General features: G+C 74.4%; 19 protein-coding genes and 1 tRNA gene. 12 read left to right on the top strand and 8 right to left on the bottom strand.

The features are described 5' to 3' along the window. The first annotated feature begins 8 nt into the window (after positions 1-8). The 4 genes from WME98_RS11470 (at position 9) to WME98_RS11455 (ending at position 3,110) form a co-directional block, all read left to right on the top strand. Entirely contained in the window at positions 9-617 is a 609-nt protein-coding gene (locus WME98_RS11470) for a hypothetical protein (protein WP_437951375.1), read from the top strand. A 176-nt stretch (positions 618-793) separates the two neighbouring features. Then, a complete protein-coding gene (locus WME98_RS11465; RefSeq protein WP_437951374.1) occupies positions 794-1,678 on the top strand; it encodes a hypothetical protein in 885 nt (294 codons plus the stop codon). After that, positions 1,656-2,108 carry a nuclear transport factor 2 family protein gene (locus WME98_RS11460; RefSeq protein WP_437951373.1) on the top strand — a complete coding sequence of 151 codons (453 nt, stop codon included), beginning with the start codon at positions 1,656-1,658 and terminating at the stop codon, positions 2,106-2,108. Before WME98_RS11465 ends, WME98_RS11460 begins: the two co-directional genes overlap by 23 nt. A gap of 129 nt (positions 2,109-2,237) precedes the next feature. Beyond that, the gene (locus tag WME98_RS11455) at positions 2,238-3,110 is read left to right on the top strand and encodes a sulfurtransferase (protein ID WP_437951372.1); all 873 of its coding nucleotides are present in this window, start codon (positions 2,238-2,240) and stop codon (positions 3,108-3,110) included. Positions 3,111-3,152: 42 nt separating this feature from the next. On the opposite strand, the gene WME98_RS11450 is transcribed toward WME98_RS11455, so the two are convergent. Genes WME98_RS11450 through cobT form a run of 4 tightly spaced genes read right to left on the bottom strand, consistent with a single transcriptional unit; the run spans position 3,153 to position 6,781 of the window. After that, the gene (locus WME98_RS11450) at positions 3,153-4,286 is read right to left on the bottom strand and encodes an arginase family protein (protein ID WP_437951371.1); all 1,134 of its coding nucleotides are present in this window, start codon (positions 4,284-4,286) and stop codon (positions 3,153-3,155) included. Positions 4,287-4,308: 22 nt separating this feature from the next. Further along, on the bottom strand, positions 4,309-4,917 hold the full coding sequence (locus WME98_RS11445; RefSeq protein ID WP_437951370.1) for a histidine phosphatase family protein: 609 nt from the start codon (positions 4,915-4,917) through the stop codon (positions 4,309-4,311). Positions 4,918-4,934: 17 nt separating this feature from the next. Continuing rightward, on the bottom strand, positions 4,935-5,702 hold the full coding sequence (locus WME98_RS11440) for an adenosylcobinamide-GDP ribazoletransferase (protein ID WP_437951369.1): 768 nt from the start codon (positions 5,700-5,702) through the stop codon (positions 4,935-4,937). Next, positions 5,699-6,781, bottom strand: a complete 1,083-nt coding sequence (gene cobT / locus WME98_RS11435; protein ID WP_437951368.1) for a nicotinate-nucleotide--dimethylbenzimidazole phosphoribosyltransferase — start codon at positions 6,779-6,781, stop codon at positions 5,699-5,701. Before cobT ends, WME98_RS11440 begins: the two co-directional genes overlap by 4 nt. 197 nt (positions 6,782-6,978) lie before the next feature. On the opposite strand from cobT, the gene WME98_RS11430 reads away from it, so the two are divergent. Genes WME98_RS11430 through WME98_RS11420 form a run of 3 tightly spaced genes read left to right on the top strand, consistent with a single transcriptional unit; the run spans position 6,979 to position 11,155 of the window. Next, positions 6,979-7,719: a hypothetical protein gene (locus WME98_RS11430; protein ID WP_437951367.1), complete on the top strand. Its 741-nt coding sequence runs from the start codon at positions 6,979-6,981 to the stop codon at positions 7,717-7,719. Continuing rightward, entirely contained in the window at positions 7,716-9,842 is a 2,127-nt protein-coding gene (locus WME98_RS11425) for a TonB-dependent receptor plug domain-containing protein (RefSeq protein ID WP_437951366.1), read from the top strand. Before WME98_RS11430 ends, WME98_RS11425 begins: the two co-directional genes overlap by 4 nt. Next, positions 9,839-11,155: a hypothetical protein gene (locus WME98_RS11420; RefSeq protein WP_437951365.1), complete on the top strand. Its 1,317-nt coding sequence runs from the start codon at positions 9,839-9,841 to the stop codon at positions 11,153-11,155. The genes WME98_RS11425 and WME98_RS11420 overlap by 4 nt, the downstream gene beginning before the upstream one ends. Positions 11,156-11,310: 155 nt before the next feature. On the opposite strand, the gene WME98_RS11415 is transcribed toward WME98_RS11420, so the two are convergent. Beyond that, positions 11,311-11,383 (bottom strand) — tRNA-Ala (locus tag WME98_RS11415). 189 nt (positions 11,384-11,572) lie between these two features. After that, on the bottom strand, positions 11,573-12,742 hold the full coding sequence (locus WME98_RS11410) for an acyl-CoA dehydrogenase family protein (protein ID WP_061622179.1): 1,170 nt from the start codon (positions 12,740-12,742) through the stop codon (positions 11,573-11,575). 303 nt (positions 12,743-13,045) lie between these two features. Between WME98_RS11410 and WME98_RS11405 the strand changes: the two genes are divergently transcribed. The 4 genes from WME98_RS11405 to WME98_RS11390 are packed head-to-tail and all read left to right on the top strand — an operon-like array spanning position 13,046 to position 18,548. Then, the gene (locus tag WME98_RS11405; RefSeq protein ID WP_061622176.1) at positions 13,046-14,095 is read left to right on the top strand and encodes a RimK family alpha-L-glutamate ligase; all 1,050 of its coding nucleotides are present in this window, start codon (positions 13,046-13,048) and stop codon (positions 14,093-14,095) included. After that, positions 14,092-14,847, top strand: a complete 756-nt coding sequence (locus WME98_RS11400; RefSeq protein WP_437951364.1) for an enoyl-CoA hydratase/isomerase family protein — start codon at positions 14,092-14,094, stop codon at positions 14,845-14,847. Before WME98_RS11405 ends, WME98_RS11400 begins: the two co-directional genes overlap by 4 nt. Before the next feature lie 2 nt (positions 14,848-14,849). After that, positions 14,850-17,933, top strand: coding sequence for an ATP-binding protein (locus tag WME98_RS11395; RefSeq protein WP_437951363.1), 3,084 nt, complete (start codon positions 14,850-14,852; stop codon positions 17,931-17,933). Positions 17,934-17,975: 42 nt separating this feature from the next. Further along, positions 17,976-18,548 (top strand): AAA family ATPase, encoded by a 573-nt coding sequence (locus WME98_RS11390; RefSeq protein ID WP_437951362.1) that lies wholly within the window; start codon positions 17,976-17,978, stop codon positions 18,546-18,548. A gap of 65 nt (positions 18,549-18,613) precedes the next feature. On the opposite strand, the gene WME98_RS11385 is transcribed toward WME98_RS11390, so the two are convergent. Together WME98_RS11385 and WME98_RS11380 are read right to left on the bottom strand one after the other, a co-directional pair. After that, the gene (locus WME98_RS11385; protein ID WP_437951361.1) at positions 18,614-19,375 is read right to left on the bottom strand and encodes a Uma2 family endonuclease; all 762 of its coding nucleotides are present in this window, start codon (positions 19,373-19,375) and stop codon (positions 18,614-18,616) included. Between the two features lie 164 nt (positions 19,376-19,539). After that, entirely contained in the window at positions 19,540-20,679 is a 1,140-nt protein-coding gene (locus WME98_RS11380) for an AAA family ATPase (RefSeq protein ID WP_437951360.1), read from the bottom strand. Between the two features lie 62 nt (positions 20,680-20,741). On the opposite strand from WME98_RS11380, the gene WME98_RS11375 reads away from it, so the two are divergent. Continuing rightward, entirely contained in the window at positions 20,742-21,458 is a 717-nt protein-coding gene (locus tag WME98_RS11375) for an RNA ligase family protein (RefSeq protein WP_437951359.1), read from the top strand. The last annotated feature ends 16 nt before the right edge of the window (positions 21,459-21,474 follow it).

The raw sequence follows: 21,474 nt of genomic DNA, 5'->3' as shown, positions 1-21,474 counted from the left end.
AGAACGCCATGAATCAAGAGGTTGGTCAGCTCAGTTGCGTGCTGAAGTATAGGATTCGAAGCGACTCTTACAGCGAGAAGCGCGCGTTCCTGCGCTCGAAAGCGTGGGCCATGGCCGCGGCGGCTGTTTCCGAGAGGCTTTACTGTGAGTTTCTCACGTTTCCCGGTTGGACGTCGCCTGATGGTATGATGGATTTTGCGCGTGTATGGGGGCGATTCCCCCTGACGGATTACAGTGCTATCTGCGTTCGGGTTAAGCCGTCTCCCCTGGGCGACATGCTCGGAGACTCAGTGTTTGATCTGATTCCGGAGCCGCTGCTGGAGCGAATTCGCGCGGACTTGTCTCGCGTCGAGTGTCTCGAAGGTATCTCCGAGAGAGATTGGCCTCGTTCGCTCCAGAGCGTCCTTGGTACGCCGCTGCCGCGATTGCTAAGCGGTATCGTTCTCGATCGTGATGTCGAGAGCTGTGCACTGGTCTACGGTGACGTGAATCATGAAACGGATGCTCTGGTCTGCGAGTCGAGTCGGATGGTGGCCGCATTTATGCTTCATCTGACGCTGCAATGCGACGAGCCAATGCTGGTCATGTCGGTACGACAAGACGGCAGTGCCGGGTGAGCGCGGCGCCGCAGATCGACCCGGAGCGGGCGGTGAGCACGGCGTTCAATCTGCTCTCGTGATCCTGTAGATCACCTACGAGGTCAGCGATGATCTGCTCGGGAAGGTGGCCTGGTGAACGGTCCATTCATCGATTCAAAGATGTGCATGACCATCGCCTCGGAGGGCGGCCTTGGGTGCCGTGGGTCGCGTCGTCGGACGGGCTCGCGAGCATCACCGGCGACCTGGTGAAAGGGGGCGAAGAGCGTCAGCTGACGGTCTCGATCGCGCGGGAGAGCGAGAACACGTTCCTCAGCTGCATGGACAACGAGAGCGTGAGCGCGAATTCGGGCGTGTTGTTGCTCGCGGGGCACATGCTCACGTTCAGCGTGGGCGACGAGGAGGAGCAGACGCTCAACAAGACCGACAGCCGGGGGCGCTCGCAAGGATACCTGCGCACGAGCTTCAGCGCCGGGACGAGCTACAGATTGTCGGCGGCGCACGTGGAGCTGCGCGACATCAACGGCGATGAGCTGGTCGATCTGGTGGCGCAGAACCCCGAGCGCGAGCAGATGACGGTGGCGCTGAACCTCGGCTACCGGTTCACGGCGCCGGTGCCGTGGCAGCGGGATGGATTCAGCAAAGGCAGCTTCGATGCTGGCGAGCTGAATAACGCGCTCGGAGAGGTGCTGGGTTTCTTCTCGGACGCGGCGGGCGTGGAGGCGGTGCGGCTGGAGGACACGGGCGCGCAGAGCGTCGGGGTCGGGGCGAGCGCGGGCGGCGGTCACACCACGTTCATAACCGGTACGATGAGGTGGGCAACCTCGAGACCTTCACCGCGGAGCGGAAGCCCGCCCTCTGTCGATGACTCGCTGCCAGCTCGCGGGGGCTCTTTCCCCCGTCACAGAACGACCTTGATCCCGGCGCGCCGCCAGAGGTACGACGGATGTATTCCCATGAGCGCGCCGCCACGTCCCCACGACCGCCGACCCGAGCTGGCCGGGCGGTCCATACGAGCTGCACGAGGGGAGCGTGGCCTGCCAAAGAAAGGACCCGTCCATGTCCGAAGATCTGAAGGATGAGCGAGCGATCCGGAGCGTCATCACCCGCGTCGCGCACAACCTCGACCGGCGGCGCTGGGTCGAGCTCCGCGGCTTCTATGCGGATGTCGTAGTGAACGATTTCTCATCGCTCCTCGGCGGCGAGGCGCTCACGCAGACGGCCGACGACCTGCTGGCGTCCTGGAAGAAGTTCCACGGCGCCATCGATGCCTCGCAGCACTTCCTCGGCCCCATCGACGTCGAGGTGAGCGGGAAAGAGGCCTCCGCCGAGTGCCACGTGCGCGCTTACCACCGGTTCGCGCGCGCGCCGGGCGGCGAGGACTGGATGGTCGCGGGGCACTACCGCTATGGGCTGATCCGGGAAGAAGGCGGCTGGAAGATCAAGCAGGTAACCTTCGAATTCTCATACCAGACCGGCAATACGAACATGTTCGCGGAAGCGAGCCAGTAACGCCGGCGGCTCCGCGCATCGCCGGCGCCGGGAGGTGGCCGGCTCGCGGGCGAGCGCGACCTGGCGATGCGCCCCGGGGCCCTCGATCGCGAGCCCCGCCGGCGACCGCGCAGCGCTACCCTGCCGCGCATGCGCGACCCCCTCCCCGTGCCTCCCGGCCCCCTCGTCGATGTCCCCTGGCTCGCAGCGCACGCCGGCGATCCCCGCGTCCGCGTCGTCGACTGCCGCTGGTACCTCAGCGGCCGGCGCGGCGCCGACGAGTATGCCCGCGGGCACATTCCGGGCGCCGTCCACCTCGACGTCGACGCCGACCTCTCCGGTCCGGCGCAGGCCGGCCCCGGGCGCCACCCGCTGCCCGACGCAGCGGCGTTCGCGCGCGTGCTCGCCCGCATCGGCGTCGCGCCGGATTCGCTCGTCGTCGGCTACGACGACGCGGGCGGCGCCATCGCGGCCAGGCTCTGGTGGCTGCTGCGCTACTTCGGCCTCCCGGGCGGGCGCGTGCTCGACGGCGGCCTCCAGGCGTGGACCTCGGCGGGGCACCCGCTCTCGACCGACGCGCCCGCGATCGCGCCGGCGCCGCCGATGCAGCTCGCCGGCGGCGGCGCCCCGGTCGCCGACAAGGCGGCCGTCGACCGGCTGCGCCGCGAGCCGTCGGCGGTGATCCTCGATGCGCGCGCCCGCGAGCGCTACGAAGGGCAGACCGAGCCCGTCGACGCGCGCCCGGGCCACATCCCCGGGGCGCGCTCGGCCCCGTTCGCGGAGAACCTCCGCGCGCCGGCCGGGCCGTTCCGCGAGCGCGCCGAGCTCGAGCGGCGCTACCGCGATCTCGGCGCGCTCGAGGCGAGCACCGTCGTTTGCTACTGCGGCTCGGGCGTGACCGCCTGCCACGACCTGCTCGCGCTGGCGACGCTCGGCCGCGCGGACGCGATCCTCTACGAGGGGTCGTGGAGCGACTGGGCCCGGGACGCCGCCCTGCCCGCGGCAAAGGGGTCCGAGCCCTGAGCGGCGCCAGGCGAGCGCGCTATATCAGGTGAGCGCGCCAGATCAGGCGAGCGCGCGGCCGACGACGGCCTCGATCGTCTCGCGCAGGTAGCGCACCGCGAGCGCGAGCGTGCGGGCCGCGCTCTCCGGCGTCGGCTGGAGCGCCGGCGCCACCTCCATGACGTCGCCGCCGATCAGGCCGACCTCGCGCCCGAGACGGCGGATCAGCGCGACCACGAAATCCGGCGAGAGGCCGTCCGGCTCCGGGGTTCCGGTGGCGTCGGCATACGCGGCGTCCGTGCCGTCGATGTCGTTCGAGAAATACACGCCCTCGACGCCGGTGCTCTTCACGTGCGCGACGATGGCGTCGAGCGCCGCCTCGGGATCCGCGCGGCACTCGGCCGCCCAGAACTGCCGCACACCGTAGCGGCTCTCCCAGTGCTCGCGCGGCTTCTGCGAGGCGCGGACCCCCACCTGGGTCAGCCGGCCGCCCCGCCCGACCAGCTCGTTCGCGTGGTACGACCAGGTGGCGAAGCAGTACGCGACCCCGAGCCGCTCCTCGAGGAGATCGGTGTGCGCGTCGGGCTGCACGATGCCCCACGGCCGCCGCCGCGCGCCTCGCGCGCGCGCGGTCGCGATCGCGCGCGCGACCGGCAAGGCCGTGGAGTGATCGCCGCCGAGCACGATGGGCGCGACGTCGGGGTTGATCGAGAAGACGAGATCGAGCGCGCGCTCGGCGATGGAGAGCGGCGAGACCGGCAGGCGCGCGGCCACGGGCTCGGGCACGCCCGGGTAGAGGGCGCGGCGCGACGCGGCCTTCTGGGCCTCCGAGAGCATGTCGTCGTGCAGGAGCTGCGGCACGACGAACACGTCGCCGATGTCGACGAGGCCGATGTCGCGCGCCCGCTCGGGGAAATCCGGGTGAGCGTCGAGGAGCGCGGTCCGGATCGCCTGCGGGCCCATGTTGGAGCCGCGGAGGAACCCGGCGCCGACGTCGGAGGGGACGCCGAGCAGGACGGCGCGCGCGCCGGCGATGCGGTCGAACGACGCGCGGAACCGGGCGAGGACCTCGTCCTGGGTCGAGGCGCCGTAGAGCCGTCGCTGGACCTCGAGCTGCTGTGCACGCCCGGTCGAGACGAGGTAGAGGCCTCCGGCCGCCGGGCGCAGCAGGAGCGCGAGCTCTTCGTGCGGGGTCATGCCCGACGAGGGTACGCGCCCCTCAGGGGTCCGCCAGCGAAAGGGCAGGCGCGGGGAGCGGGAAGCGCTCGGGCGCGAGGTGAGGCGCGGGCGCGCTCATCGCTTCGGGCCAGGTGACGCCGCAGGCGACGACGCGCAGCGCCCGCAGCACGCCCGCGTGCGCGACCAGGAGGTGCGGGGACGCCCCGGACGCTGGCCCGCACGCCGGAGAGAGCGCCCGCCAGAACGACCGCACCCGGGCCTCGACCTCGATCGCCGACTCGCCCCCGGGCGGCCCGACGCGCTCCCAGCCGTCGAGCCACGCGGCGTACGCCTCCGGATCGCCGCGCTCGATCTCCGACCAGGCGCGCCCCTCCCAGGCGCCGTAGGCGATCTCGACGAGGCGCGCGTCGATCGCGTGCGGCACCCCGAGGCGCGCCGCGAGCTCGGCCGCGGGGAGCGCGCAGCGGGAGAGCGGCGACGACCAGACCACGCCGGGGCGGAGATCGAGGTCGCGGAGCCCGCGCTCGATCGCGGCCGCGGCGTCCCCGGGCGCGAGCTCCGCGGCCACGTCGAGGCGGCCGTAGCAGACGCCGGAGAGCGCGACGGGGGCGTGGCGGAACGCGATGAGCGAAGGGGCGAGGGGATCCATGCCGGCGCGCCCGCGGCTCAGCCGCCCCGCGCGAGCGCGAGGGCGAGCAACGCGGCGCAGTCGGCGATCTGCTGCGTCGCGCCCAGGAAGTCGCCGGTGATGCCGCCCGCGCGGGCGCGGAAGCGGACGCCGCAGATCGCCGCGGCGGCCGCCGATGCGCCGAGCATGGCCGCCGCCTCGGCCGCCGAGACGGCCCCGGCGGCGTGCGCCGCGGCGAGCGAGAGCGCCGGCCACACCGAGCCGAGGAGCGCCTGCGGGAGCGCCGCCTGCGCGACCGGCCGGCTGCGCGAGCCGCCCTGGGTCACGTACGGCAGCGCGACCATGAGCCAGATCGGCGGGACGCGCGAGAGGCACTGCGTCAGCACCAGGGCGACCGGCGCCGCGGCGTCGAGCCGCGCGAGCAGGGCGATGCGCAGCACGAGGACCACGATCAGCGCCGCGGCGCCGAACGAGCCGATGCGGCTGTCCTTGAGGATCTCGAACAGACGCGCGCGATCGAAGGCGCCGCCGAGCGCGTCGGCCGTGTCCGCGAGGCCGTCCTCGTGGAAGGCCCCGGTGAGGAGCAGGCCGAGCGCCACGACGACGCTGGCCGCGACGAGCGCGCCGCCCCGGTCGACGAGCAGCCACGCCGCGGCCTGGACGGCGCCGAGGCCGGCGCCCACGAACGGGAACCAGGCCGAGGCCCAGCGCCAGTCCGCCTCGGCGTAGGGGAAGCCGCCGACCGGGACGCGCGTGAGGAAGGTCGTCGCCGCCCGGGCGCCGCGCAGCACCGGCGGCAGCGTCATGGAGTCCCGGGCGGCGCGCGGTCGGGCACGCTCGCGCTCGCGAACGTCGCCATGCCGGCGTGCAGGGCGCACGCGGCGTCAAGCAGGGGCAGCGCGGCCAGGGCGGCGCTCGCCTCGCCCAGCCGCATGCCGAGATCCAGCAAGGGGCGGGCCTCGAGCGCCGCGAGGACGTGGGCGTGACCGCGCTCGGCCGAGCGGTGCGCGAAGAGCATGCCCGCCCGCGCCCGGGCGTCCATCCGGACGAGCGCGAGCGCGGCGGTCGAGACGATGAAGCCGTCGACGAGCACCGCCATCCGCCGCTCGATCGCCCGCGCCATGGCGCCCACGAGCGCGGCGATCTCCTTGCCGCCGACCGCCCGCACGACGCGGCGCGGATCGGCGCGAAACGCGCTCGAGGCGCCCTGGACGCGCCGGGTCGCGTCGCGCACGACCTCGACCTTGCGCGACAGCGCGTCGCCCGTGACGCCGGTCCCCGCGCCGACGACGTCCTCCGGGGCGAGCCCGAGGAGCAGCGCCGCCATCGCCGACGCCGCCGTGGTGTTGCCGATGCCCATCTCGCCGAGCAGGACGACGCGCGTGTCGCCCCCGAGCGCGTCGATCTCGGCGGCGCCGGCGCGGAGCGCGCGCTCGTAGACGTCCTCCGAGAGCGCGTCCTCGACCCGCAGATCGCCGATGGGATCGTCGGCGACCGGATCGCGCCGCAGCTGCGCGCCGCCGCCGGCGCGCTCGTACGGGTGGGCGACGCCGACGTCCACGACCCGCAGCTCGACCCCGAGGTGGCGGCAGAGCACGCTGGAGGCGGCGCCGCCGCGCACGAAGTTCGCGACCATCGCCGCCGTGACCTCGGCCGGGTAGGCCGACACGCCGTGCCGGGCGACGGGGTGATCGGCGGCGAACAGCACCGCGGCCGCGGGCCGGCTCGCGGGCGGCCCGCCCTGGATGCCCGCGAGCGCCACGGCGAGATCCTCGAGCGCCCCGAGGCTGCCGCGCGGCTTGGTCAGCGTGTCCTGCCGCGCGCGCGCCGCGCCCGCCGCGCTCGCGTCGAGCTCCGGGAACACCCAGGAAGGCGAGAGAGCCATGCTCCGGGTTTTCTACTCTCCCGCGGGAGGCCGGGGAAGCGCGTTGACCGTCCCAGAGGCCCGTGATAGCCGCCCGTGCGGCCGAAGAGGTCCCGTTGCGCGGAGATGGAGAGACGCAGATCCTCGCGGGACCGGGGCAGGCCGGCTGGCGGCGACGTGGAGATGCCGCGGCGCGCGCTCGTTCGAACAGGTCCAGGATGTCGCTGCGTGCCCTCGTCGTCTGCCTCTGCTCCTCCGCGGCCGTCCTGTCCGGGTGCGGCGGCGCCGGCGCGCCCCCGGACGACGGCGCCGGCGAGCCCGCCGCCGCGGCGGGCGCGGGCGGATCGTGCCTCTCCGGCGGCCACGGCGGCGCTCCCGGAGCGGGCGAGGCGGCGTGCGGCGGCCCGGGCGCGCGGTTCGCGACGCGCGTGGTGTCGGCCTGCTTCGGGCCGGGGCAGGGGTTCGGCCAGGACCGGTACCCGGACGTCGTCCTCGGCCCGCCGAAGGGCGCCGGCTGCTGCGGCGGCTCGCTGGACGTGCTCTCGCTCGGCGACGGCGGGTCGATCGTCGTGACGTTCGAGGGCAACGCGATCGTCGACGGGCCCGGGGCCGATTTCCTGGTGTTCGAGAACGCCTTCGGGCGCGGCGACGACGCCGCGAGCGTGTTCGCCGAGCTCGCGACGGTCGAGGTGAGCGAGGACGGCGCCGCCTGGTCGGCGTTCCCCTGCGCCGCGGACCGCTATCCGTACGACGGCTGCGCCGGATGGCACCCGGTGCACGCCAACCCCGACGAGAACGACATCGATCCGCTCGACCCGCCGTCGGCGGGCGGCGACCCGTTCGATCTGGCCGAGATCGGGGTCCCGCTCGCGCGGTTCGTGCGGATCACCGATCGCGCCGGCACGCCCGACGTCTTCGACCTCGACGCCGTGGGCATCGTCCACGCGCTGTGCCCGTGAGGCGCCCCTGGGCGCTCGCCTGCGCGGCGCTCGTGGCCGCCGCCGGCCTCGCGCCGCGCGCGCGGGGCCAGGAGGCGGGCGCGGGCGGCCGGGAGGGCGAGGCGGGCGGCGGCGCGCGCGAAGGCGGCGGCGCGCGCGAAGGCGGCGGCGCGCGCGAGGAACGAGGCGACCGCGTCGCCGCGCCGGCTCCTCGTTCCTCGCGCGCGCCGGCCCGGCCGCGCCGCCGGGCGCTCGAGGTGCGCGTCGAGGGGCAGCGCGCGTCGACCGTGGCCGCGCGGGATCCCACCGCGGCGTCCCACGTGATCCGCGGCGACGAGCTCCGCGCGCCGGGCGCCGCGGCGTCCGCGGTGCTGAGCCGCGTCCCCGGCCTGCAGGTCTCCCGCACGGGCGCCGCGTCGGACCTCGCGACCGCGTCCATCCGCGGCGCGAGCAGCGCCGAGACGCCGGTGTACCTCGCGGGCGTCCGGCTCAACGACGACGTGACCGGCACCGCCGACCTCTCGATGGTCCCGCTCTGGATGATCCAGCGCGTCGAGGTCTACCGGGGCAACGCGCCCGAGCACGCCGATCGCCTCGGGATCGGCGGTGCCATCTTCTTCGAGCCGTCGCTGCCGCGCGCGCCCCGCGCCTCCGTGGGGCTCGGCGCCGGCAGCTTCGGCGAGCGCGCCGCGTGGGCGTCGGCGGGCCTCGGCGACGACCGCGCGGGCGCCACGATCGCGATCGGCCGGCGCGCCGCCGACAACGACTACCTCGTCACGGACCGCCGGACGGGGCGCGCGCTGCCCAGGCCGAACGCCGACGCCGACGCCTACGACCTCTGGAGCATCGGCCGCTACCGCCTGCCCGGCGGCGGCAGCGTCACGGCGATCGGCAACGGCTTCGCGCGCGACCAGGGCGCGACCGGCCTCTCGGAGACGCCGGCGCGGGCCGCGCGCGCCCACGTGCAGCGCTGGCTCGGCGCGATCGCCGCGGCCGCCCCGTGCGCCGGCCCGGCGGAGGGCGGCCTCGATCGGTGCCGCCTCGAGCTCACGAGCTCGGCGATCCTCTCGAGCCAGGTCGTCCGCGATCCGCGGGGCGAGCTCGGCCTGCTGTCGCCGCTCGTCGAGAGCCGCGGCGCGCGCGGCGCCGGGCAGGCCGCCGTCCGCTACCGCCTGGCCGACGACCTCGCCGTCTCGGCCTCGGCGGCCCACGAGCGCGAGCTCCTCGCCCTCGATCGCATGGGCGGAGCGCCGCTCCGCGCCTCGCGCGCCACCTCCCGCGCGTCGGTGAGCCTTCGCTACGCGCCCATCCCCGCGCTCGAGGGCTACGCCCTCGGCGCCGTGGAGCTCCACCGGACGAGCCACGGCGGCGCCGGCGGTCTTCTCGCCTCGCTCGAGCCGAGCGGCCGCCTCGGCGCCCGGCTCCGCCTCGCGGGCGGCGGCGTCTCGCTCTTCGGAAACCTCGGCCGCTACGTGCGCGTCCCCGCGCTCGGCGAGCTCTACGGAAGCTCCCCGATCGTCGTCGGCAACCCGGAGCTCGCCCCCGAGCGCGGCCTCTCGGCCGAGCTCGGCGTGCGCCTCGCCGCGGCGGCGCCGGCCGCGCGCGCCGAGGTCTCCCTCGAGATCCTCGGCTTCTCGCGCTTCGCCTCGGGGCTCGTCGCGCACCGCCCCGCCTTCATCGGCGTGCTGCGGCCCTACAACGTCGCGAGCGCGCGCGTCCTCGGCCTGGAGCTCACCGCGTCGGCCTCGGCGCTCGACCACCTCCGCGCCGGCCTCGCGCTCACCGCGCTCGATCCGCGGGACACCTCGCCGGGCCGCGCGCTCGCGAACGACCTCATCCCGTACCAGGCGCGCCTCGTGGCGGCGCCGTCCCTGGAGGTGTACGCCGAGCCCGCGCGGCTCGGCGTCGACCGCGCCTCGCTCTCGGCGCGGCTCTTCTACCGCGCCTCGCGCGCCGCCGACCCCGCGGGTCTCCGGCCGCTCCCGGAGCAGGCGACGGTCGACGTGGAGCTCGCGATCCTCGCGCTCCGGCGGGTCTCGGCGCGCTTCTCGATCGCGAACGTCTTCGCCGCGAGGACGTTCGATCTGTTCAACCTCGAGCTCCCCGGGCGGAGCTTTCACGCAGCGACGGAGGTGTGGTGGTGACGGCGTCTCGCATCGACCTGGGGCGGGGGGCGGCCCTCGGGGCCCTCTCTCGGACGATCCTCGCCGCGGGGGCGGTGCGCGCGCTCATCGGGTGCAACGCGCCGGAGCCGCCGCCGAGCACCGGCGGCACGGACGTCGTCGCGGGCCCGTGCGGGCGCGGCGCGGTCGTGGTCAGCAGCGACTACCAGTCGACGAACGTCAGCCTGGTGAGCTGGGACGGCGCGGTGCTCTCCGCGTCGATCGTCTCGTCGGGATCGAGCTCGCCCGGCCTCGCCTCGCCGCTCTCGGGGGACGTCGTGGTCCCGACGACGCCGGTCCGCGGGGAGCGGCTGGCGCTGCTCGACCGCTCCGCGTCCGTGCTCACGTGGATCGACGTCCGGAGCGGCGAGCCCGCGGGGCAGCTCGCCCTCGCCACGGCGTTCCGCGCGAACCCGCAGGACTACGTCGAGGTCTCGCCGGGCAAGGCGTACGTCACGCGCCACGAGCCGAACCTCGACCCGGACGCCGCGCCGATCGACGGCGGGAGCGACGTGCTCGTCGTCGACCCCGGCGCCCGCGCGATCGTCGGCCGGATCGATCTCGCGCCCGCGCTGGCCGGGGAGGACCCGGCGTTCTACCCCCGGCCGGGCCGCGCGGTGCTGGTCGGCGACAGCCTCTACGTGCTGCTCACGGCGACCTCGCTCGACTTCGTCGCGTCGGCCGAGTCGCGCCTGGTCGAGATCGACGCGCGCAGCGACGCGATCCGGGCGGTCACGGTGCTCGAGGGGCTCCACGGGTGCGGGGGGCTGGCCGCGTCCGCCGGCGGCTCGAGGCTCGCGGTCGTGTGCCCCGGGACGTTCGGCGGCGACGCCACCTCGAACGCCGGCGAGGCCGGCCTCGTCGTCCTCGCGCGCCGCGACGGGGGCCTCGTCGAGGAGGCGCGCTGGACGGCCGCCGAGCTCGGCGCGGGGACGCCCGGCTTCTCCGTCGCGTTCGCCTCCGAGGACCGCCTCGTGTTCTCGACGCTCGGCCGCGACGCGCTCAGCGAGGGGGGGCCGGTCGACGACACGCTCACGGCGGTCGAGCTCGCCGGCTCCGCGCCCGAGCGCGGCGAGCCCGAGGTCCTGCTGCGCTCGAAGGAGCTCCCGTTCTCCCTCGGCGAAGTGCGCTGCGCCGAGGCGTGCGGGCGGTGCCTCGCCGCGGACGCCGAGACCGAAGGGGGCGTCGTCCACCGCTTCGACGTCGGCGCCGACGGCCGCGCGCTCGAGCACGCGGGCGCCTTCCACGTCGACCCGCGGGTCGGCTTGCCGCCGCGTTACCTCGGCGCGTTCTGAGCGCGCCCGCGCCGGCCTGCTGCGCGGTCCGAGCCGCGGGGCGGCTTCAGGCCGCTCGCCGCGCGAGACACGCGGTCAGAGGAGGTTCTGAAAAAGCACGCCGGCAGGCAGGCGCGGCGTGATGGACCCCCGCGGGGGTCCTTAGGTCCTATCGGTGGAGCTGAGGGGGATCGAACCCCTGACCTCATGACTGCCAGTCATGCGCTCTCCCAGCTGAGCTACAGCCCCGTTCGTTGGGAGCGGCATATCTACAGCCTCTCGCTCCGCTTGTCTCTACTTTTTTTCGTCGGCGCGTCGTTTCCGTCCGCCTTACGGCCCGTTTCGCGGCTCCCGCGCCCCCGGCGGGGCTGCGCGCGCTCCCCGGCGGGGCCGCGCGCGGCCCGCTGGTGGGGGGATGGCCGCTCGGGCGGGCGGCCCTCAGAAGTTCATCAGCTTCGCCAGGTAGTACTTCATCGTCTCGGTCGTCCCGCCGCCGATGCGGAGGAGCCGCTGGTCGCGCCAGGCGCGCGCGATCGGGAAATCCTCGATGTAGCCCCAGCCGCCGTGGAACTGCAGGCAGGTGTCCACGACGTCGTTCGCCACGTCGCCGGCCAGGATCTTCGCCATCGAGATGAGCTTCACCGTGTCGAAGCTGATCGGCACCTTCCGCACGTACCGCTCGTCGTTGTAGTGGTCGACGCACTTGTAGACGAACGCGCGCGCCGCCTCGCAGCGCGTGTACAGGTCCACGAACCTGTGCTGCCACGACTCGCGCTTGATGATCGGCTTGCCGAACGCCGTCCGCTCGCGCCCGTACTCGACCGACCTGTCGAGCGTCACGAACGAGCTCGCGATCGCGCCCACCGCGGCAACCAGCCGCTCGGTCTGGAAGTTCTGCATCAGGTACGCGAAGCCCTGGTCCGGCTCGCCGAGCAGGTAGCGCCGCGGCACCCGCACGTCCTCCAGGAAGAGCTCCGCCGTGTCCGACGACTTGTTGCCGATCTTCTTCAGCTTCTTCGCGACGTTGAAGCCGCCGAGCGCCGTCGGCACGAGGAAGAACGAGCAGCCGTGGGCCCCCTTGTCCGGCGACGTCTTCGCGAGCAGCGTCACGAAGTCGGCGCGCGTCCCGTTCGTGATGAACGTCTTCTGCCCGTTCAGCACGTAGTCGTCGCCGTCCTTGCGCGCCGTGGTCCGGATTCCGGCCACGTCGCTGCCCGCCCCGGGCTCGGAGACGCCGAGCGCCGCGATCTTGTCGCCCGCGAGCGCCGGCCGGAGGAACTCCTCGATCTGCTCCTTCGTGCCGATGTCGCTGATCACCGGCGTCGCCATGTCGCTCTGGACGAGCAGCCCCATCGAGACGCCCGCCATCGCGCAGTGCACGAGCTCCTCGGCCTTCGCCGCCGAGAACCAATAGTCGAGCCCGGCGCCGCCGTGCTCCTCCGGGAAGTGCGCGCCCAGGATCCCGAGCTCGCCGGCGCGCTTGAACACCCAGTTGGGGAAGCACTCCGCCGCCTCCCACTCCTCCACGTGTGGAGCGAGCTCCTTCTCTGCGAAGGCCCGCACCGTTTTCCTGAACTGCTGATGTTCCTCCGTGAACGGCTGCCACATCGTGAACCCCTCCTCGCCGGCGGACCGAAAAGATTCGTACACGAAACATTTTCCAGCGCAAGCGCCGCGCCGCCGCGCGCTTCCGCCCGCGCCTGGTCCGCCGCGTCGAGATCGAGCGGCCCTCGCGCGTCGCGGCGCTGGGCCGCATGGAAAACGGGGGCCGATGGCGCGGCGCGCGACGCGGCGCGGGCGGCGTGGGCGGTTGGAGACGCCGCGCGGGCCGCTCGTCGAGGAGGCGCGAAACATGAATCGGCTCGCGCACCCATCCACGCAGTCTGCGGGCTCTGCTAGCCTCCGGGCCACATGCGATTCCTCGTCCTGTCGCGCAACGCGTCCCTCTACTCGACGAGCCGCATCGTGCTCGCGGGGCGCGCGCGTGGTCACGACGTCAGCGTCATCGATCCGCTCGATTTCCAGATCGTGGTGTCGCGCGGTCGGCCGTCGTTGCTCGTCGGTGGTTCGGCGGTGCCCCGCTTCGACATCGTGATCCCGCGCATCGGCGCCAGCATCACGAACTACGGCCTCGCCGTCGTCCGCCAGTTCGATCTCATGGGCGTCCCGGTCCTGAACGGCGCCGTCTCGATCGCGCGGAGCCGGGACAAGCTGCGCGCGCTCCAGCTGCTCACGCGCCGCAAGCTCAACGTGCCGATCACCGTCTGCGCCCGCAGCCCGGCCGGCGTCGAGGCGGCGCTCTCGCTCGTCGGCGGCTGCCCCGCGATCGTGAAGCTGCAGCAGGGGACCCAGGGCATCGGCACCATGCTCGCCGAGACGCCGCACGCCGTGCACGCGCTGCTCGAGACGTTCTGGGCCATGGGCCAGGACATCGTGCTCCAGGAGTACGTGCGCGAGTCGAAGGGGCGCGACATCCGCGTCATCGTCGTCGGCGGCCGCGTGGTCGCGTCGATGCGGCGGGTCGCGAAGCCCGGCGAGTTCCGCTCGAACCTCCACCGCGGCGGCAAGGGCGACCGGGTCAAGCTGCCGCGCGTCTACCGGAGCGTCGCCATCCGCGCCGCGAAGGCGATGGGCCTCGAGGTCGCCGGCGTCGACATGCTCGAGGCGCGCTCCGGGCCCAAGATCCTCGAGATCAACAGCTCGCCCGGGCTGGAGGGGATCGAGCGCGCGAGCGGCGTCGACGTGGCGGGCGCGATCATCAGCTACGCCGAGCGGTACGCGGCGGAGCAGCGCGGCCTCAGCCGCCGCACGCTCGAGGCGCGGATCGCCGAGGTGATCCACGACGAGCGCATGCCGCCGACGCGGCGGCTCAGCCGCGCGGTGGAGAACGGGGCGGGCGCGAGCCGCAGGAAGCCCGCGGTGCTGACGAACGGGAGGGGCGCGCGGAGGGCCGCCTCGTGACCCTCGGGGTCGAGGCGGCCGGCGACGCGGTCGTCCTGACCATCGATCGCCCCGAGTGCCGGAACGCCATCGACAGCGCCTTCGCGCGGCGCCTCGGCGAGGCGATCCGCCTCGCCTCCTCGGACCCGCGCGTGCGCGGCGTCGTGATCACCGCGGCGAGCGGCGGCGTCTTCGTGGCGGGCGGCGACATCCGCGAGCTCCACGCGCTCGCCGAGAGCGGCGCGGAGAGCGGCGAGGTCCTCGCGATGTTCGAGGGCCTCTCGGCGTTCGAGGAGAGCGAGGTGCCCATCGTCGCCGCGGTGCAGGGCGACGTGCTGGGCGGCGGCTGCGAGCTGCTCCTGCTCTGCGATTTCGTCATCGTCGAGGAGCACGCCGCGCTCTCGTTCCGCCACGTCAAGATGGGCCTGTCGCCGGCGTGGGGCGGGCTGACGCGGCTCTGCGAGCGGGTGGGGCCGCTGCAGGCGTCGCGGCTGCTCCTGACGGCGGAGCGGATCGGCGCCGCCGAGGCGCTCCGGATCGGCCTCGTGAGCGAGGTCGTCCCGACCGGCGCGGCGCGGAGCCGCGCGATCGCGCAGGTGAACCGCATCGCCGACAGCCCGCGCACGTCGGTGGCGGCGATGAAGCGGGCGCTGTGCAAGGTGCGGGAGGCGCTGCGCGCCTCCGCGGTGGAGGTCGAGCGACGGGCGTTCGCCGAGCAGTGGAACGGCCCCGAGCACCGCCGGGCGATGGATGCGTTCCTGAGCAAGAAGTGACCGTGGTGCAGGGCGGGGGGCGCGGAGCGGAGGACCCGGGCGGCGCCGCGCCAGCGCCGGGCGCCGAGGCAGCGCCGGGCGCCGAGGCAGCGCCGGGCGCCGAGGCAGCGCCGGGCGCCGAGGCAGCGCCGGGCGCCGAGGCAGCGCCGGGCGCCGACGCAGCGCCGGAGAGCGCGCTGTCCACGCTCGCGCCGCCGACGATCGCGCACTTCATCGGCCGCCGCCCGCACCTGCGCGCCCTGAGCCGCGCCGCCGAGGCGCTCGTCCTGGAGCGGCCCATCTGCGTGCTCGTCCGCGGCGGCGCGGGCATGGGCAAGAGCGCGCTGATCCACCACTTCCTGATGGGGCTCCGCCGCGACAAGGGGCCGGTCGTCCTGCGGGGGCGCTGCGCGAGCGGGGCGACCGAGTCCTACAAGGCGTTCGGGGGCGTCATGGAATCGCTGTGCCGCTTCCTGCGGCGCGTCTCCGCCGAGGAAGCGGAGCGGCTCCTGCCGCGCGACGTCCGCGCGCTCGTCCGGGTGTTCCCGGCGCTCTCGCGCGTGCCCGCCGTCGCGTCGGCGCCGCGCGTGAGCGAGTCGCCCGACGCGCAGGAGCTGCGGCGGCGCTGCTTCGCGGCGCTCCGGCAGCTGCTCTGGCGCATCGCCGAGCGCAGCCCGCTCGTCGTGGCGATCGAGGACCTCCAGTTCATCGACGCCGACAGCGTGGCGCTCCTGCTCGAGCTCACGCGCCCGCCCGACGCGCCCGCGATGATGTTCCTCGGCAGCTACCGGACCGAGGACGTCGACGCGAGCGCGCCGCTCCGCGCGCTGCTCGACGGGATGGGGGGCGCGCGCCCGGCCCCCGCGGCGACCGAGCCCGCCTCCCTCGGCCTCGAGTGGGCCCCGCCGCCGCGCCGGGACGGCGAGCTGCGACAGATCGAGGTCGGGCCGCTCCTGCCGCTCGAGGCGGAGGAGCTCGCGCTCGCGCTCCTGTTCGCGCGGGACGAGGGCACCCGCGCGCGGGCGGACGCCATCGCCCGCGCCTCCGGGGGCAACCCGCGGCTGCTCGGCGAGCTCGTCCGCGACGCGCAGGAGCCGGCGGGCGACATGGGCGCGCGGGGCGACGCCGCGTGGGAGCGGGCGCTCGCGGCGCGGCTCCACCGCTTGCCGGAGCAGGCGCTCCGGCTGCTCGAGGTGATCGCCGTCGCCGGGGAGCCGCTCGACGCGGCGGTCGCCGCGCGCGCGGCGAAGCTCGACGGCGAGGAGCGCGCGCCGGCGATGGCGCTCCTCTGCGCCGAGGATCTGATCGTCGCGCGGCCCGCCGGCGAGGGCGAGCTCGTCGAGGCGTCGCACGATCTCGTGCGCGCGTCCGTGGTCGGTCGGCTCGGTCCGGAGCAGCTCGCGGCGCGGCACCGGCGGCTCGCGCGGGCGCTCGAGGCGCTCGGGACGGCGGACGCCGAGACGCTGTCGCGGCACTGGCTCGGCGCGGGCGACGGGGCGCGCGCGGGGCAGCTCGCGGCGGTCGCGGCCGAGCAGGCGGCCGAGGCGCTCGCGTTCGAGCGCGCGGCGCGGCTCTACGAGCTCGCGCTCGGCCTGCTCCCGCGCGGCGCGGATCTCCCGGAGGCGGAGCGGCGCGCGCTCGAGGTGCGGTGCGCCGACGCCCTCGTCGACGCGGGCAAGGGCGCGGAGGCGGCGAGGCGCTACGCGGCGGCGGCGGAGGGGGACGACAGCGCGCGGTCGCTCGATCTCCGCCGCCGCGCCGCGGAGCAGTACCTGCGGAGCGGGCACATCGACGAGGGGCTGGAGCACGTGCGCGCCGTGCTGGCGGCGGTCGGCCTGTCGTTCCCGGAGACGCCGCGGCGCGCGCTCGTCGCGCTGCTCCTGCACCGGGCGGAGCTGCGCCTCCGGGGCCTGCGGTTCCGCGAGCGGCCCGAGGCGGAGGTGCGCCCGGAGGATCTGGCGCGCATCGACGCCTGCTGGACGGTGACGGTGGGCCTGTCGGCGGTCGACATGGTCCGCTCCGCCGAGTTCTCGGCGCGCGCCTTGCTGCTCGCGCTGCGCGCCGGCGAGCCGTACCGCATCGGGCGCGCGCTCGCGTTCGAGGCCTCGTCCGCGTGCATGATCGGGTCGCCGGGCCGGGCGCGCGCGGAGGAGCTGGTCGCCGCGGTGCGCGCGCTCGCGGAGCGGCTCGACAGCCCGCACCTCCTCGGCCTGTCGATGATGGTGTCGGGCATGCTCGAGGCGTTCACGGCGGGCCGCTGGAGGGCGGCGTCCGACTGGTACGAGCGGGCGGACGAGGTGTTGCGCGACCGGTGCGCCGGCGTCGCCTGGGAGCTCGCGACGACGCAGCTGATGACGTCGTGGATGCGGTACTACCGCGGGCAGATCGACGCGCTGGCGCGGACGATGCCGGCGGTGCTCCGGGGGGCCGAGCAGCGGGGCGATCGCTATGCGGCGGCGATCTTCGGCGCGCAGGCGGCGTGGGTCGCGCTCGCGTCGGACGACGTGGCGGCCGCGCGCAGCGCGGTCGCGGGGGCGCTGTCGCGGTGGACGACGTCGGGGTTCCACCTCGAGCACTTCGTGGGGCTGCTCGGCGAGACCTACGTCGACCGCTACGCCGGCCGCGCCGGCGCGGCGCTGAGGCGGCTCGCGGAGGCGTGGCCGAAGATCGAGGGCTCGATGCTGCTGATGATGCAGAACAGCCGGGTGATGGCGCACGTGGAGCGCGCGAGCACGGCGCTGGCTGCGGCCGAGGGCGCGGTCGAGCCCGAGCCGTTGATCCAGGCGGCGCTGCGGGACGCGGCCGCGCTCGCCCGGGAGAGGACGGCGTGGTCCGACCCGTTCGTGCCGCTCCTCCGGGCGGGCGCGGCGGAGCTGCGCGGCGAGCGGGACGAGGCGATCGCGCAGCTGGGGGCGGCGGCGGCCGGGTTCGACGCGGCGGACATGCCGCTCTACGCCGCGGCGGCGCGGCGCCAGGCGGGCGAGCTGTTCGGCGGCGAGAAGGGGCTGCAGCGGATCCTCGTGGCGGACGCGGTGATGGCGCGGGAGCGGATCAGGAGCCCGGCGCGGTGGGCGGCGATGCTGGCGCCGGGGTTCGGGCGGAGGTAGCGGAGGGGAGCGCCCGGGGGGGGCCGAGGAGGATCGTCCGTCATGACCGCGCGTGGGAGCCTGCCGGAGTCTCCGTCCATCGTCCTGATCACGGGGCTCATGGCCTCTGGGAAGTCGACGGTCGCTCAGCGGCTGGCCGAGCGGCTGCCGAGGAGCGTGCATCTGCGGGGCGACGTGTTTCGCCGCATGATCGTCGGTGGCCGCGCCGAGATGGGCTTCGAGCTCTCCGAGGAGGCCGAGCTGCAGCTGCGGCTCCGGTACCGCGTCGCCGCGGCGGCGGCCGACCTGTATCTCGAGGCCGGGTTCACCGTCGTCCACCAGGACATCATCCTGGGCGCTGGGCTCGCCGAGGTGGTGCGGTGTTACGCGCATCGTCCTCTGCACGTGGTGGTCCTCTGCCCGCGTCCCGCCGTGGTCGCGGCGCGGGAGGCGGGTCGAGCGAAGCGCGGATATCAGGACGCCTCGTCGGTCCTCGATTTCGACCGCGTATTGCGCGAGGAGACGCCGCGGCTGGGCCTGTGGCTGGACACATCGGATCTCACGGTCGAGGCGACGGTGGACGAGATCCTGGGGCGCCTGGGGGATGCGCGCGTGGGCGGTGAGGGCGGCTCGTAGGGCTGCGGACGGGGTGGACCGGGAGGGCGCGGGGGCGCGTGGGGGGCCGAGCGGGGGACGTCGCCTCAGTCCGAGCCGCTGCCCGGCAGCGGTCCGAAGCGCTTTTCATACTCCGCGAGCCGAGCGGCGAGCCGCTTCGCCTCGTCGGCGGCGGCGCGGGCCTGCTCTTCGGCGGCGCGGGCCTGCTCTTCGGCGGCGCGGGCCTGCTCTTCGGCGGTCGGCAGCACGCGCCCCTGCGCATCGAGCCAGCGCAGCCAGCCGGCCTCAAGGCCGAGATAGGTGCCACGGCGCACCCCGAGCCGCAGGCCGAGGCAGGCGCTCACGACGTCGCCGTTCGCCTCGGGGGGCACTGGCGCGTAGGACCGCGTGGCCGGATCGAGCGCGTAGGCTTCGAGCGCGCCCGAGAATGGATCGAACAGGTAATATTCCGGCACGTGCAGGAGCTTCGCGTAAACGCGCATCTTTTCGCCGCGATCGACGGCTTCGGTGCTCTCGGAGAGCAGCTCGATCACCACGTCGGGCGTCCTCCCGTCCTCCTGCCAGACGACCCATGACTTGCGCTCGCGCCGGTTTGTGTCGAGCACGACGAACACGTCGGGGCCTCGGAAGTCGTTCTTCTTCGCCTGCAGCTCGCTGAAGTAGATGGCCATGTTGCCGGCGACGTACACGTCGTCGCGGTCGTGCCAGAAGAGCTTCAGCACCTCGATGAGCATGTCCATCTGTGCGCGGTGGCGCTCGGACTCCATCGGCTCTCCATCGTCGTACGGGAGCTCGTCCTCGCCGGGCGGGGGAATCGGGACGGGAGAGTTCTCGCTCTGGAAGGGCATACGTCGCTCCGGTCCGCAGCTTACCGCACCGCGCCTGCGAGCGCAGCCGGCCGGTCCGGGCGGAGCGCTCCGGCGGGCGCCGGCTGGACGGAGGAACACCGACCCGGCGCGGGCCATCCGACGGCGTTAACCGTAGGCCCCCGGAGAGGGTGTTCGCCGCGCGCCTACCCCTCTCCGCGCACCGCCAGCACGACCTCGTGCGCCTCCGTCTTCCCCGGGATCTCCCACCGCTCGATCATCCGCCGGATCGCCGCCTCCGGCACCGCCACCTCCCGCGCCCGGTTCTGCGCGAACAGCACCGCCCGAGGCACCTCCACGTAGATCACGCGGATCCTCGCCCCGTAGTCCGCCGCCATCTGCAGCACGGGCCCGCGCCGCTGCCGCGACAGGTTCGTCGCGTTCCACACGAACCGCTCCCCCCGCCGCAGGTGCTCCTTCGCCCGCTCGCGCGCCGCCTGGACCACCTGTCCCTGGGTATCGGTCGGGTCGATCTCCAGCTCGCTCCGCAGCGCGTCCAGCGAGACGACCGGCCAGTCGGCGAAGTGGCTCCGGACATAGGTGTCCTTCCCGGCGCCCGGCAGCCCGCTCATCACCACGACCTCGGCGCGCGTGTCGTCATAGACCTCCACGTCCGGGTGGCGCCCGCCGGCGGGGTCGGAGCGGAAATACACGAATCGCGTGTGATCCGAGGCGAAGGCCCGCGGCCCCCGGTAACACCCCTCCTCGCGGCAGAGCTCGCGGAAGAGCTCGATATTGTCGACCACGCGGCCCATGTCCGCGCAGACGCGCCCCCGGATGTCGGCCTCGGCCACGAGCGCGAGCAGATCGCAGCGCGCGTGGAGGCTGATCTCGGCGGCCACGCGCTGCGCGTCGCCCCGCTCGATGAGGTAGAACGGGATCTGGTGGTAGCGCACGAGCGCGCACACGTGCTCGCGCAGCGCGAACGGCGCGCCGAGCTCCCAGAGCAGGCGGCGCGCGAGCAGCTCCCCCGCGCGCGAGTGGCCCTTGGCCGTGATCCGCCCGTCCTCCTCGCGCGTGGTCGCCGGCTTCGCCACGTCGTGGAGCAGGCACGCCAGGTACACGACGCGCTGCTCCTCCGGCGGCAGCGCCCGCCACTCGGGCAGCCCGAGGAGCGTCTCCAGCACCATGCGGGTGTGAATCCAGACGTTGCCCTCGGCGTGGTGGATCGGGTCCTGCGGGCAGCCCTCGAGCGCGCGGACCCAGTCGAAGGCCTGGAGCTCGTCCCAGGGGACACGCGCCGGATCGGGCGTGAGGAGATCGAGGAGCGAGGACGCGGCGGACATGGTGGAGCACCCCCTGGCGAGCGCGCGCTGGACGCGGGCGCGCAGCGCGCGAGGACCGTAGCATGTCCGCGCCTGACGCCCGGTGCTACCCTGGCGCCGTCATGTCCGCCAAATACCCGCGCTCGTTCCACCTTCCGTGGTCGCCGGGCGGCACGTCCGACGACAAGAGGATGGCCGACGTGTCGGGGCTGCTCGGCGTGGAGATCGTCATCACCGAGAAGTGCGACGGGAGCAACCTCACGTACACGCGAAAGAGCGTCTTCTCGCGCTCGCACTCGGGCCCTCCGTCCCACCCGAGCTTCGACCTCGCGAAGGCCACCCACGCGCGCATCGCTCACCAGCTCTCGGAGGGCACGTCGGTCTTCTGCGAGTATTGCTATGCGGTCCACTCCATCGAGTACGAGGCGCTGCCGGGCTATTCGCTGGTCTTCGGCGTGCGCGACGACGCGCAGGGGCTCTTCTGGGAGTGGGACATGGTCGTGGCCCAGGCGAACGATCTGGGGCTCCCCACCGTGCCTGTCCTGTTCCGGGGCCGCGTCGAGGCCGAGCGCGAGCTCGAGGCGCTGACCAGCGCGCTGGCGCGTGAGCCTTCGGCGTTCGGGGGCCCGCGCGAGGGGGTGGTGGTGCGGGTCGCGGGCGAGTTCCCGGACGCGGCGTTCCAGCGGTGCCTCGCCAAGTGGGTGCGGCGCGGGCACGTGCAGACGGACGAGCACTGGATGCACCAGGAGCTCCGGCCGCAGCGGCTCGCGGCAGGGCCGGCGGGAGGACCGCCGCCCTAGGCTAGGCCGCCGGCGC

Origin of the sequence: Sorangium sp. So ce296, from assembly GCF_051529605.1 — a bacterium.
Classification (GTDB): Bacteria; Myxococcota_A; Polyangia; order Polyangiales; family Polyangiaceae; genus Sorangium; species Sorangium cellulosum_D.
This window is presented reverse-complemented; position numbering and strand designations above follow the sequence as displayed.

Coding starts and splice junctions, on each gene's coding strand:
- WME98_RS11470 (WP_437951375.1), top strand. CDS start 9: ATGAATCAAGAGGTTGGTCAGCTCAGTTGCGTGCTGAAGTATAGGATT.
- WME98_RS11460 (WP_437951373.1), top strand. CDS start 1,656: ATGTCCGAAGATCTGAAGGATGAGCGAGCGATCCGGAGCGTCATCACC.
- WME98_RS11455 (WP_437951372.1), top strand. CDS start 2,238: ATGCGCGACCCCCTCCCCGTGCCTCCCGGCCCCCTCGTCGATGTCCCC.
- WME98_RS11450 (WP_437951371.1), bottom strand. CDS start 4,286: ATGACCCCGCACGAAGAGCTCGCGCTCCTGCTGCGCCCGGCGGCCGGA.
- WME98_RS11445 (WP_437951370.1), bottom strand. CDS start 4,917: ATGGATCCCCTCGCCCCTTCGCTCATCGCGTTCCGCCACGCCCCCGTC.
- WME98_RS11440 (WP_437951369.1), bottom strand. CDS start 5,702: ATGACGCTGCCGCCGGTGCTGCGCGGCGCCCGGGCGGCGACGACCTTC.
- cobT (WP_437951368.1), bottom strand. CDS start 6,781: ATGGCTCTCTCGCCTTCCTGGGTGTTCCCGGAGCTCGACGCGAGCGCG.
- WME98_RS11430 (WP_437951367.1), top strand. CDS start 6,979: ATGTCGCTGCGTGCCCTCGTCGTCTGCCTCTGCTCCTCCGCGGCCGTC.
- WME98_RS11410 (WP_061622179.1), bottom strand. CDS start 12,742: ATGTGGCAGCCGTTCACGGAGGAACATCAGCAGTTCAGGAAAACGGTG.
- WME98_RS11405 (WP_061622176.1), top strand. CDS start 13,046: ATGCGATTCCTCGTCCTGTCGCGCAACGCGTCCCTCTACTCGACGAGC.
- WME98_RS11390 (WP_437951362.1), top strand. CDS start 17,976: ATGACCGCGCGTGGGAGCCTGCCGGAGTCTCCGTCCATCGTCCTGATC.
- WME98_RS11385 (WP_437951361.1), bottom strand. CDS start 19,375: ATGCCCTTCCAGAGCGAGAACTCTCCCGTCCCGATTCCCCCGCCCGGC.
- WME98_RS11380 (WP_437951360.1), bottom strand. CDS start 20,679: ATGTCCGCCGCGTCCTCGCTCCTCGATCTCCTCACGCCCGATCCGGCG.
- WME98_RS11375 (WP_437951359.1), top strand. CDS start 20,742: ATGTCCGCGCCTGACGCCCGGTGCTACCCTGGCGCCGTCATGTCCGCC.